The organism is Streptomyces sp. NPDC088910 (assembly GCF_044749865.1).
In the GTDB taxonomy this organism is placed as follows: Bacteria; Actinomycetota; Actinomycetes; order Streptomycetales; family Streptomycetaceae; genus Actinacidiphila.
Map to the genome: position 1 here is coordinate 182,215 of NZ_JBIVIV010000005.1, position 12,244 is coordinate 194,458.

The 12,244-nt window shown below is 71.5% G+C and carries 10 protein-coding genes; 7 read left to right on the top strand and 3 right to left on the bottom strand.

Annotation, left to right across the window (positions count from 1 at the left end; genetic code table 11):
* The first annotated feature begins 61 nt into the window (after positions 1 to 61).
* The 6 genes from ACIP4Z_RS14060 to uvrA all read left to right on the top strand — a co-directional run bounded on the left by ACIP4Z_RS14060 (position 62) and on the right by uvrA (position 8,363).
* Entirely contained in the window at positions 62 to 823 is a 762-nt protein-coding gene (locus tag ACIP4Z_RS14060; RefSeq protein WP_401307615.1) for a DUF389 domain-containing protein, read from the top strand.
* 22 nt (positions 824 to 845) lie between these two features.
* On the top strand, positions 846 to 1,265 hold the full coding sequence (locus ACIP4Z_RS14065; RefSeq protein ID WP_401307618.1) for a YidH family protein: 420 nt from the start codon (positions 846 to 848) through the stop codon (positions 1,263 to 1,265).
* Complete coding sequence (locus ACIP4Z_RS14070; protein ID WP_401307621.1) at positions 1,262 to 2,953, top strand: SulP family inorganic anion transporter; 1,692 nt, start codon at positions 1,262 to 1,264, stop codon at positions 2,951 to 2,953. The genes ACIP4Z_RS14065 and ACIP4Z_RS14070 overlap by 4 nt, the downstream gene beginning before the upstream one ends.
* 193 nt (positions 2,954 to 3,146) lie before the next feature.
* Positions 3,147 to 3,497, top strand: a complete 351-nt coding sequence (locus tag ACIP4Z_RS14075) for a hypothetical protein (RefSeq protein WP_401307624.1) — start codon at positions 3,147 to 3,149, stop codon at positions 3,495 to 3,497.
* Positions 3,498 to 4,170: 673 nt separating this feature from the next.
* Positions 4,171 to 5,685 (top strand): endo-1,4-beta-xylanase, encoded by a 1,515-nt coding sequence (locus tag ACIP4Z_RS14080; RefSeq protein WP_401307627.1) that lies wholly within the window; start codon positions 4,171 to 4,173, stop codon positions 5,683 to 5,685.
* 209 nt (positions 5,686 to 5,894) lie between these two features.
* A complete protein-coding gene (gene uvrA, locus ACIP4Z_RS14085) occupies positions 5,895 to 8,363 on the top strand; it encodes an excinuclease ABC subunit UvrA (RefSeq protein ID WP_401307630.1) in 2,469 nt (822 codons plus the stop codon).
* A 30-nt stretch (positions 8,364 to 8,393) separates the two neighbouring features.
* Here the strand turns inward: uvrA and ACIP4Z_RS14090 are convergent, their stop codons facing one another.
* Positions 8,394 to 9,692 carry an amidohydrolase gene (locus tag ACIP4Z_RS14090; protein WP_401307633.1) on the bottom strand — a complete coding sequence of 433 codons (1,299 nt, stop codon included), beginning with the start codon at positions 9,690 to 9,692 and terminating at the stop codon, positions 8,394 to 8,396.
* A gap of 415 nt (positions 9,693 to 10,107) precedes the next feature.
* Between ACIP4Z_RS14090 and ACIP4Z_RS14095 the strand changes: the two genes are divergently transcribed.
* Positions 10,108 to 11,061, top strand: coding sequence for a DUF5996 family protein (locus ACIP4Z_RS14095; protein ID WP_401307636.1), 954 nt, complete (start codon positions 10,108 to 10,110; stop codon positions 11,059 to 11,061).
* 71 nt (positions 11,062 to 11,132) lie between these two features.
* Here ACIP4Z_RS14095 and ACIP4Z_RS14100 read toward each other — a convergent pair whose 3' ends face one another.
* On the bottom strand, positions 11,133 to 11,765 hold the full coding sequence (locus ACIP4Z_RS14100) for an NADPH-dependent F420 reductase (RefSeq protein ID WP_401307638.1): 633 nt from the start codon (positions 11,763 to 11,765) through the stop codon (positions 11,133 to 11,135).
* Positions 11,766 to 12,113: 348 nt separating this feature from the next.
* Positions 12,114 to 12,242: an LPFR motif small protein gene (locus ACIP4Z_RS14105; RefSeq protein ID WP_355335140.1), complete on the bottom strand. Its 129-nt coding sequence runs from the start codon at positions 12,240 to 12,242 to the stop codon at positions 12,114 to 12,116.
* Between the last annotated feature and the right edge of the window lie 2 nt (positions 12,243 to 12,244).

Consider the following 12,244-nt stretch of genomic DNA (forward strand, 5'->3'; position numbering starts at 1 on the left):
GGCGCTGTTCATCGAGAAGTCCTGGCGCGGCCCCGGCTCCACGCGCTTTGGGGGGCCGCTCGTGCTCGCCGCTGTCATCGCGTCCGCAGGAGTGGCCGACGACTCCACCGCGGCGGTCATCGGGGCGATGATCGTCGCCCCGCCGATGACGCCGATCCTGGGCAGTGCGCTGACCGTCGTCCTGTCGGACCGCCGGTATGTGCTGGGCAGTGTCCTGCTGGTGGTCGGCGGCGCGCTGACCGTCGTGGCCACCGGCTTCCTGATGGCCTACGCGGCCGCTCCCCCTGACGGCTTCGGCGGCAACAGTCAGGTGGCCGCCCGGATCAGCCCGCGCCTGATCGATCTGGTGGGCGCGCTGTCCACCGGCACCGTAGGCGCCTTCGCACTGGTCAGGTCGGACATCTCCGACACGCTGCCCGGAGTCGCCATCGCGATCTCGCTCGTGCCGCCGCTGGCCGTCACCGGGATGCTGCTCAACGTGCGCAGGTTCCACGACGCCGGCGAGTCCGCACTGCTCTTGGCCACCGACGTCGCGGCCGTCGTGGCCACCGGCACGGTGGTGTTCCTCCTCTCCCGCGTCCGGGACGCCGCAAGGGAGGCCGGACTGCACGTGGGCACGCTGCGCGGGCGCCCGACAGTGGGCCGCCCAGCGGCGCTGGCAGATCGCCGACATCCAGGCCCGCAAGGGCGCCGCTACCGGCAGCCGCAGCTGACCGCGCCGGACCACCACCGGATCGCGGCCTGCGGAGCAGGCGGATCGGCTCACTCGTCCGGGGGCGCCCCGCTGGCAGCACGGGCCCCGCTCTCGGAAGGTAGGCGGTGACGGCGACGACGGAAGGCTCTCCGTGCCCGAGGAAGACGACTCCGCCCGTGCCAGCGAACCCGACGAGCCCGAGATCTCCCCCGGCCCGGCCGCCGGGAGTCCGTGGCGGCAACAGGGCGAGGAGCCCGACTACCGGGCGACCATGGCCAACGAGCGCACTCTGCCGGCCTGGTCCCGCACCGCACTGGCGCCGCTGGCCGCCTCCTTCTCCGTCGTCAAGCTCACCGACGCCACTCCCCGGCCGCTGCGGCTGGCGCTGGGCGCCTACCTCATCGCTCTGGCCAGCGGTGTCGCCATCGCCGGCTACGTCCAGTGGCGCACCCGCCCATCCCGGATGCGCCGGCGGCAGGCGCTCGGCCGCAACGTGATCCCGGCCGCCCTGACGGCGGGCCGGCTGATGCTGGCCGGGTTCGTCGTCGCGGTCATCGCCCTCGCGTCATGAAGCGGACCCAGCCGCACGGCACGGAACTCAAGGGGGTCCAGGGGCGCGGGAGCGGACAGGGCAGCATGGGGGACGTGCTCGGCGCGCTGACGGCGTGGGCCCTGATCGTGCCGGAGTGCGTGGCGTACGCGCAGATCGCCGGGGTGCCGCCGCAAAACGCGTTCTACGCGGCTCCGGTGGCCCTTGTCGCGTACGTCTTGCTGGGCCGCTCCCGGTTCCTGATCATCGGGGCGACCTCCGCGGCGGCGGTGCTCTCCGGCGCAACGATCTCCGACATCACCTCCGACCCGAAACGGGCGGTGGGGCTGTCGGCGGCGCTCGCCGTGATCGCGGGCGGGGTGCTGCTGGCTGCGGGGCTGGCGCGGCTGGGGTTCGTGACGAACTTCCTGGCCGAACCGGCGCTTTACGGCTTCCTGTTCGGGATGGCGCTGACCATCGTCGTCCGGCAGGCCGCGAAAATCGTCGGGACGTCCAGCGGCGACGGGCAGTTCTTCCCGCGGTTGTGGACGCTGCTGCGGCATGCGCCGGACTGGTCGCTGGCCTCGCTGGCGGTGGGCGCGGCGGCGCTCGCGGCACTGTTCGCACTGGAGCGCTGGCTGCCTCTGCTGCCGGCATCCTTGGTGGTCCTGGTGGTGTCCCTGGTGGTGTCCGCCGCGGCCGGGCTGGAGGACCACGGCGTGGAGGTCGTGGGGAGGATCCCGGCGGCCGTGCCCGTGCCGCACCTGCCCGGTATCCCGGCCGCCGACTGGTGGCGGCTGGCAGGCGGGGCCTGCGGGGTGGCGCTGGTCGTCTTCGCCGAGGCGTTCAGTATCGCTTCCCGCTTCGCCCGCGAACACGGCGACGAGGTGGATGCCGACCGGGAGATGGCCGCCGTGGGCTTCGCGAACGTCTGCGTCGGTCTCTTCCGTGGCTTCACCGTCTCCGGCAGCGCCTCGCGCAGTGCTGCCGCCGAGGCCGCTGGCGCACGCTCCCGGCTGACCTCGCTGATCGCCGCCGTGCTCATCCTGCTTACCGGTGCCTTCCTGACCCCGCTGTTTACCGACCTGCCCGAGCCGGTGCTGGGCGCGATCGTGATCGTCGCCGTGCGCGGCTTCCTGTCAGTCGACCAGCTGCGGCGCTACGCGCGAGCAGACCGGGCCAGCCTGTGGGTGGCGCTGACCGCGCTGGTCGGCGTGCTGCTCTTCGACCTGCTGCCCGGCCTACTGCTGGCTGTCGCCCTGTCGCTGGTGCTGTTCATCGCCGCCGCGGGCACCGCCCAGGTGACGGTCCTGGGGAAGCTGCCCGGCACGCAGCTGTACGGGGAGGCCGCACAGAACCCCGGAGCGGCCACCGTTCCCGGTGTGCTCGCCGCCCGGGTGGACGGCGCCCTGTTCTTCGGCAACGCCGACCGCACCCGGCGGGCACTGCTCGCGCTGGCCGCCGCCTCCCACCCGCGCCCGCACGCCGTCGTACTGGACCTGAGCGCCAGCTACCACCTAGGCGTCCCCGTGCTGGACACCCTCGACGAACTGCGCTCCGCCCTCGTCCGCCAGGACATCGAGCTGCACCTGGCCCGGCTGCACACCGCAGCCCGCTCCGCGTACGACCGTCACCGCCTCGCCGAGCACCTCGGGCCCGGCGCGGTGCACACCACCGTCGGGGACGCCGTAGCCGCCGTCGCCAGACGGCGTCCTGGGAACGAGCAGTGAACGCCGCGCACGGGCCCCGGTCGATACACACCCGGCCGGCCCCCGCCGCGCACCCCGCGCGACCTGGCCCAACCGGGGCTTGGCGATCGCACTCGTGGCCGCCGGGGCTGGGCTGGTGCCCGCCGCACGCCGAACGCTCGCGCGACTTCGGCGCGTCTTCGTCGTGCTGTCCCCCGGGGCGATCCTCCGTACCTTGGCAGGCCTGCGCGAAATGGTCACCGACGGCACCGCCCGCGCTAGCGTTCCCGGCCCCGGCTGGAGCGGTGTCCTGGATCGGGCGCTCGCCGAGATCGTCCTCTACGGCGCCGGCTCGCTCCAGATGCGGCGCCGCCTGCGCGCCCTTCTCGACACCCTGGCCGCATCCGCACCGCCCCACCGCGCCCGTGCCCTCGACCCCTACCGCACCCTCCTGGACCGTACCGCCCACGACCTGCCCGACCCGGTTATGACCGCCACCGCCACCACCCCCGACTCCCAGGGCCTCGGCGGCCCCGCCCCGGCCGGCGAACCCCGGCACGGTGGTCTACCGCCCAGAGCGACGTAAAGACAACACGCGCAGGCCCGAAAGCGCTCCCACTCACAGGAGCGTGCTGGTCCCCTTGGTGTGGATACTCGCAATCCAGTCCAGCGGGGGTGTGCGCACCGCCGAGCGGATCATCGACGGCGGCTCCAATTCCGCCACGATGATCATCGCCACTCAGCCCGGATCTTTCGGCCACCGCAAGCGTCGTCGGTGCCCGCGGCTCCGGTCTCGTAGTACTCGCACTGGCGCAGGCCGCGCAACTCGCGAAGCCGTCACGGGCCGTTACGGTGACCACCGGCTCAAGGTCGGCCGTTCGACGGTGACCGCAATGCCGCACGGACGCAGGCTCGGCCTCTCCCGGTTCGACAGAGAGCGGTGCACGGCCGGTGCTTCACCGGGCCGAGCGCTGATTTTGAGAGCGCCGCCACGGGGATCGACATCACCACTGACCCATGAGACCGAAACTTTCGGTGCCTCGGACGTGCTCAGAAGCCGTTCATTTATCATCCCGACCAGCCATAGTTTCCGAAACTTCTCCGAAAGTGTTGACACGTTTCGCGGGCGTTTCCACACTGAGTCCCCGAGGCGACGGTCCCGCCGACTCGGTGGAGCCGGAACGGTCGACGCCTACGAATCCGCGGGCGTGTCCCGCGTGTCCCCCCACGTTCTGTGAATCGGTTATGGAGGCTCTGCGATGAGCACAAAGGCCATACCCCCGCCCCCGCCCGGGACCCGACGACGGCTCAGCCGTGTCCACCGGGCCGTCGTCGCCGTCGCGACCGGCTCGGTCGTGGCGGCCACGGCGGTCCTGGTGGCGGCGGCTCCCTCGGGCGCCGCCGCGACGTCCCTCGGCGCGGCAGCCGCGCAGAGCGGGCGGTACTTCGGCACCGCCATCTCCTCGGGCAAGCTCGGCGACTCGGCCTACACGACGATCGCCGACCGCGAGTTCAACATGGTGACGGCCGAGAACGAGATGAAGATCGACGCCACCGAGCCCCAGCAGGGCCAGTTCAACTTCAACGGCGGCGATCAGGTCTACAACTGGGCCGTACAACACGGCAAGCAGGTACGCGGCCACACCTTGGCCTGGCACAGCCAGCAGCCGGGCTGGATGCAGTCCCTCAGCGGCAGCGCGCTGCGCCAGGCGATGATCAACCACATCAACGGCGTGGTTGGTCACTACAAGGGCAAGCTCGCGCAGTGGGACGTGGTGAACGAGGCGTTCGCCGACGGCGGTTCCGGTGGACGACGCGACTCCAACCTCCAGCGCACCGGCAACGACTGGATCGAGGTCGCCTTCCGGACGGCGCGGGCGGCCGATCCGAACGTGAAGCTCTGTTACAACGACTACAACATCGAGAACTGGAACGACGCCAAGACGCAGGGCGTCTACAACATGGTCAAGGACTTCAAGGCCCGCGGCGTTCCGATCGACTGCGTCGGCTTCCAGTCCCACTTCAACAGCGGCAGCCCGTACAACAGCAACTTCCGTACCACGCTCCAGAGCTTCGCCGCTCTCGGCGTCGACGTGGCCATCACCGAGCTGGACGTCCAGGGCGCGTCGCCGACCACGTACGCCAACATCACCAACGACTGCCTGGCGGTCTCGCGATGCCTCGGCATGACGGTATGGGGCGTCCGGGACAGCGACTCGTGGCGCAGCCAGGACACGCCGTTGCTGTTCGACAACAGCGGCAACAAGAAGGCCGCGTACACAGCCGTCCTGAACGCTCTCAACGCGGCCGGAGGTGGCACGACCACGCCTCCCACCACACCTCCGACCACGCCCCCGACCACTCCTCCCACGACCCCGCCGGGCGGCGGAAGCAACGGTCAGATCAAGGGGACGGGTTCGGGGCGGTGCCTGGACGTGCCCAACTCCACGACGACCGACGGCACGCAGGTCCAGTTGTGGGACTGCTCCGGCGGCAGCAACCAGAAGTGGACCTTGACGTCGGACGGCGAACTCAAATCCCTCGGCAAGTGCCTGGACGCGGCCGGCACCAGCAACGGCGTCAAGGCGCAGATCTACTCCTGCTGGGGCGGCGCCAACCAGAAGTGGCGCCTGAACTCCGACGGCTCCATCGCCAGCACCCAGTCGGGACTCTGCCTGGACGCGGTCGGCACCGGGACCGCCAACGGCACCCAGATCCAGATGTACTCCTGCTCCGGCGGCAGCAACCAGAAATGGACATGGGCCGGCAACTGATCGCGCCCCACTTCATCCGATGAGGTGAGGGACGTCTTCCGGCGCCATGGGGCCGCGCCGGAAGACGTCCCGTCGCGTGGAGAGACGGGGCCCGCGCGGCGCCCGGAGCACGGTCGCCGAAGGGGCCATTCGTGATCCGCCGGACAGAACCTAGGCCCGGTGGCGGCGCCTGTCGCGCGGATGCGGGCGCGATCGGGTAGTCAGGAACAGTGGACAAGGACGCGACCGACCCCTTCGTGCATGTCCGGGGCGCCAGTGAGAACAATCTGCGGAACATCGATGTCGACGTTCCGCGGGACGCGATGGTCGCCTTCACCGGCGTCTCCGGTTCGGGCAAGTCCTCGCTCGCGTTCGGCACCCTCTACGCGGAGGCCCAGCGGCGCTACTTCGAGTCCGTGGCACCGTACGCCCGAAGGCTGTTGCAACAGGTCGGCGCTCCGCATGTGCGGGAAATCACCGGACTGCCACCGGCCGTCGCCCTGCAGCAGCGACGCGGCTCCCCCAGCTCGCGCTCGACGGTCGGCACCATCACGACGCTGTCCAATCTGCTGCGCATGCTGTACTCCCGCGCCGGCACCTACCCGCCGGGGGCCGCGCGGCTGGAGGCCGAGTCGTTCTCACCCAACACCGCGGCAGGCGCCTGCCCGCAGTGCCACGGACTGGGCGTCGTGCACGACGTCGCCGAGGACCTGCTGGTCCCGGACCCCTCGCTGAGCATCCGCGAGGGGGCGATCGCCGCCTGGCCGGGCGCCTGGCAGGGCGCCAACCTGCGCAGTGTCGTGAGCGGCCTGGGGATCGACATCGACCGACCGTGGCGCAGGCTCAGGAAGAAGGACCGGGACTGGCTGCTGTACACGGACGAGCAGCCCTCCGTGTACATCCAGCCGCAGGAGGACCGCGTCGACTACGGCTATCAGGGCACGTTCTGGAGCGCGCGCAAGCACGTCATGCACGTCCTCGCCGACTCCAAGAGCGACAAGATGCGCGAACGGGCGCTCCGGTTCGTCAGGAGTGTGCCCTGCCCCGTGTGCCACGGCAGCGGACTGCGGCCCGAGGCAATCGCGGTGACCTTCGCCGGACGTTCCATCGCCGAGATCAACGCGATGCCGCTCACCGAGGTCGTGGCGCTGCTGCGGCCCGTCGTGGGGCGGTCCGATGCCGACGCCACCACGTCGACCGCCCGGTCCGGGGAGACGACCGAGGCCGCGGTCCGGATCTGCGGCGATCTCGTCGCGCGGATCGACGTACTGCTCGACCTGGGCCTGGGATATCTCAGCCTCGGGCGCCGCTCGACGACCCTGTCGCCCGGCGAGGCGCAGCGCCTGCGGATCGCCACCCAACTGCGCTCGGGGCTGTTCGGCGTCGTCTACGTCCTCGACGAACCCTCCGCCGGGCTGCACCCGGCCGACGCGGAACCGCTGCTGGACGTGCTGGACCGCCTCAAGGCGGCGGGCAATTCGCTGTTCGTCGTGGAGCACGACATGGACGTCGTGCGGCGGGCGGACTGGGTGGTGGACATCGGCCCCGGCGCGGGTGAGGGCGGCGGACGCGTGCTGTACAGCGGCCCGGTCGCCGGTCTTGAGCGGGTCGCGGAGTCGGCCACGGGCCAGTACCTGTTCGGGCGCGCCCAGTCGCTCGAACACCGCCCGCGCACACCGCACGGCTGGCTGCGCCTGAGCGGCGTCTCACGCCACAATCTGCGCGATGTGTCGGTCGACGTGCCGCTGTGCGTACTGACGGCGGTGACGGGCGTGTCCGGTTCCGGGAAGTCGACGCTGGTGACGCAGGTGCTCGCCGAGGTCGTCCGCGGCCACCTCGGGCTCGTACCCGAGGAGCCCGACGAGGCGGAGCTGGAGGTCGACGTCCAGGACGCGTCGGGGGTCGAGTCGTTCGACCGGCTGGTCCGGGTCGACCAGCGGCCCATCGGCCGGACTCCCCGGTCCAACCTGGCCACGTACACGGGGATGTTCGACGCGGTGCGCAGGCTGTACGCGGGGACGGAGGAGGCCAGGGCGCGCGGCTACTCGGCCGGGCGCTTCTCCTTCAACGTGCCCGAAGGGCGGTGCGAGACGTGCCAGGGCGAGGGATTCGTCGCGGTGGAGCTGCTGTTCCTGCCCGGCACCTACGCGCCGTGCCCGACCTGCCGGGGCGCCCGCTACAACGCCGAGACGCTGGAAGTCACCTACCGCGGCAAGAACATCGCGCAAGTGCTGGGAATGTCCGTCGACGACGCCGCCGGGTTCCTGTCCGCCGTCCCGGCCGCCTCCCGCAGTCTGGAGACGTTGCGCGAGGTGGGACTCGGGTACCTGCGGCTGGGGCAGCCCGCGACGGAACTCAGCGGTGGCGAGGCGCAACGCATCAAACTGGCCACCGAATTGCAGCGGGCCCGCCGCGGGCACGCGCTCTACCTGCTCGACGAGCCGACGGCGGGGCTGCACCCCTCGGACATCGCGCTGCTGCTACGACAGCTGCACCGGCTCGTGGACGCCGGCAACACGGTCGTCCTCGTCGAGCACGACCTCGACACGATCGCCACCGCCGACTGGGTCATCGACCTCGGACCGGGCGGCGGCGACGCGGGCGGGCGGGTGGTCGCGGCGGGGCCGCCGGACAAGGTGGCGAAGGCCCGCGGCAGCGCCACCGCGCCCTACCTCGCGGCCCGGCTCGCGCGCTCCTGACGACGGCGCGAAGCGCTGACCGCCGGCGCTTCAGCCGCGTCGGTCGTCGGGGCGGGCGAGCCGGGTCAGGGAGGCGACGACCAGGGCTTGCACGCCGGTGTCCAAGGTGGGCTGAAGGACCGGGGCGAAGCGGGCGCTGTGGTTGACAGGGATGTCCTGGGCGACGGTGCCGCGCCGCTCGGCCGCACGGTAGGCGTCGGGGTCGGTGCAGCCGATGCCCCAGTAGGTGTACGGGGTGCCGAAGGCGTCAGGGACGCGGCTGAAGTCCTCGCTGGCGCTCTGCAACGCGCTGGTACGGGCCCGCTCGCCGAAGTAGGCGGTGAACGCGGCGGAGACTTCGGCGGTGACGGCCTCGTCGTTGACGGTCGGCGGGAAGCGGCCGCCCTCTTCGTACTGCGGGTCCCGGGTCGCGCGGGAGGCGTCGCACTCGGCTGTGACGATGCGCCGCACGGCGGCCAGGACGGCTTCACGGGTGCCTTCGTCGTAGGTGCGCACATTGAGCTGGATCTCGGCCGTGTCCGGGATCACGTTGCCGGTCGTACCGGCGTGGACGGAACCCACGGTCAGCACGGCGGGCTCGGTCGCGGCCAGCTCTCGGGAGACGATCGTCTGAAGGCGGACCACGATCATCGATGCCATGACCACCGGGTCGATCGCGGCCTGGGGAGCGGAGCCGTGGGCACCCCGGCCGTGGACGGTGATCTTCAGATTGTCCGCCGCCGAGAGGAACGACCCGGAGCGGGTGCCCAGGGTCCCGGCGGGATAGGGCAGTACGTGCTGGGCGAACGCCACGTCCGGGCGGGGGACGCGGTCGGCGAGACCGTCGGCGAGCATGCGGTCGGCGCCGTCCCCGGGTTCTTCCGCGGGCTGGAACAGGGCGACGAGCGTGCCCTGCCACGACGTCGGGGAGGCCGCCATCAGCCTGGCCGCGCCCAGCAGACAGGTGACGTGCATGTCGTGGCCGCAGGCGTGGGCCACGGGGACGTCCCGGCCGGACTCGTCCGTGGCGGTGGCCGTACTGGCGTAGGGGAGACCGGTGTCCTCCCGGACCGGCAGCGCGTCCATGTCGGCCCGCAGCAGGACGACCGGCCCGTCGCCGTTGGCGAGTACGCCGACCACGCCGGTGCCGCCGACACCCGCGTGCACCCTGTAGCCCCACTCCGTCAGGCGCTCGGCCACCCTGGCCGCGGTCCTGTGCTCCTGGTGGCCCAGCTCGGGATGGGCGTGCAGGTCCCGGTAGACGTCCTCCAGCTCGGAACGGATTTCCGGCAGTCCGGCCAGGACGACGTCCGCGGGAGCCGCCGCACCGGTGGAATCGTCGATCGCCACAGCCGCCAGCTCCTCGCCGATGGGGGTTGCCCGGATGGTTGACCAGCTGGTCGACCTGCTGGTCGACCAGCTCGATGACCCGACGGTAACCCGGCCCCTGCCGTGCTGCCTGACCTGGCATTCGTGATCACCGCTGCCGGGCGACCCGGGGGCCGCCCGCCGCCCGCGTACCCGCACCGGCCGCCTTCCGCCTTCCGACTTCCGCGGGCGCGCCACGACGCGCGGACGGCCGTGTACGCACGCGTCGGCTCGGCGTAGATCAGACCGTGAGCGGGCGGGAAGCGCCGTGATCGAGCGGGCAGGCCCGTGACCCGCGTGCGAAAATGGCCCTACGATCGCGCCACGATCCGCAAGGCCCACGCGATCCACGACGCATCCCTTCTGCCGACCCGATCGACGCACTGGGAGGCTCTCGGTGAGCGAACGACGCAATGGATGGCCGACGCTGGTCCACGAGGACATGGCGGCCATGGTCGGATACGTCAACCGGGTGGTGCAGGTCGCGGGCAAGTACACCCTCGACGAGCCCTTCGAAGTCGGCTGGGGAAACGTCGTCCTCGACGTCACTCCCCGCGGGCTCAGGACGCCGACGTTCCGGCGGCGAGGGGTGACCTTCGCGGTGCACTACCGCCTGCTCGACGGTGACGTGGTCGTCGAGGCCGACGCGGGCTCGCGGACGGTGCCCTTGTCGGACGGATCAGTCGCCGCGTTCTACGCGGCGTTCCGCGACGCGGCGGCCGAGCTGGGCATAACCCGGCCGCGTACTTCGCTGATCTGCGAGATTCCGGATTGCGAGCCGACCTTCGAGGACGATCACGTCGAACGCGCCTGGGATCCCGGCGTCGCCCGGCTGATGTGGCAAGCGCTGAACCTCGCCGCCGGCGGACTCGAAACGTGGCAGGCGCCCTTCCTCGGGCACCGCCCCCGGGTCGGGGTGATGTGGGGCGGCTTCGACCTGTCCGCGACGCGGCACCGGGCGCGGCCCACCGAGCCGCCGCCCGATCGTCCGGCGTTCATGCAGAACGCCCAGCTCCGGGAGTACGTGGCGGTGGGATTCTCCTTCGGGGACGCCACAGCGCCCGGCGCCGGTATGTACGCCTACATCTGGCCTCAGCCGGACGGCCTCGACGGCCGGTCCTGGGGAGTCGACGGGGCGGTCTGGAATCCCGACGCCGGTCTGGTTCTCCTGCCGTGGGACAGGCTCAGGGAGACGGCCGACCCGCACCAGGCCATCGTGACGTTCGGTGACGCCGTCTACGACGCCGCCGTCGGGCTGTCGGGCTGGCCGTCCGACCTCATCGGGCCCCGCGTCGACGGCTGGTACATGAGCCGGACGCGGCCGGACGCCGTCCGGGTCCAGCGCCTCTGAACCGAGCTGGTTGGGCCGACCACGACGCGGGCGCCCGGGCAGCCCTTCGCGGCGGACACGATGGGGACACCTCAGGATTCGGGAATGATCTTGATCGCGCTGGACCACTTCAGTCCGAGCCGGTCCTGGAGCGTCATGTGCAGGAACTGGAACGCCTCCAGTTCCAGGGCGCGGCGCAGCGGTCCGGCGTCGAGGGGGCGCAGGCCGGCGCTCGTGACGAATTCGGTGACGGTCGCCCGCGCGTCGTCGTCATCCGTGGCGATGAACACGTCCAGAGGCTGACCGGCCACTTCGCCGGCCACCAGCGTGGTCGCGAAGGTCGTGTTGAACGCCTTGACGAAGCGGGCCTGCGGAGCCTCGGCCGCGACCAGGCTGACTGCGGCCACGCCGGGCGGGGTGACGAGCGAGTCGAAGGTGGAGAAGTCGACGGGGTTGCAGATGTCCACGACGACCTTGCCCGCGAGGGCCTGGGCGTGTTCACGGGCCACCGTCTTCGCCGCCTCGAACGGCAGGGCGAGCACGGTGATGTCCGCGCCGTCCAGCGCGTCGAAGTCCGCGCCGCTCGCGTCCGCGCCGAGGTCGGCGGCGAGGGCGTCCGCCTTGGCCCGGTTGCTGTCCACGAGACGGACCCGGTGGCCGCCCGCGAGGGCGCGGGTGGCGATGCCGCGGGCCATGTTGCCCGCACCGACGATCGTGATCTGCATGGCTGACTCCTTCTTCCGTCAAGGCCGACGAGGGCCGCGACCGAGCGCCCGGAGAGGGGTATACGGCTGGCACCGTCCGGCTCCGTGCTCGGGACGCGCGGCGACCGGCTCATCACGGTCGAGTACGGCCAGAGCACACCGGGCCGTACGCACCCCGCCGGCACCGGTCGCGGCCGAGGCGACGCTGCTCCGGTCCCGCCATGGTGCGGCGCCCTATGAAAAGCCCAGCTCAGGACGGTCCCGAGAACGTCGGCGACTCTGTCATCCTGCGGGAAGCGGCGGACGCCCGCATCCGGAGCGGTGACCCGAGACAAGCCCCCACGGCGCGACGCCAGGGTGCCCGATGTGTCAGTGGTGACCGTGGGCTGTGTCGGACGCTCCGCCGAACAGGCGGCCCACGGCCCGGAACGGCAGGGACACCACCGTGGCGACAGCGCTGCCGATCTTTCCGAGTACATCTGCGATGGCCTTGAACATGG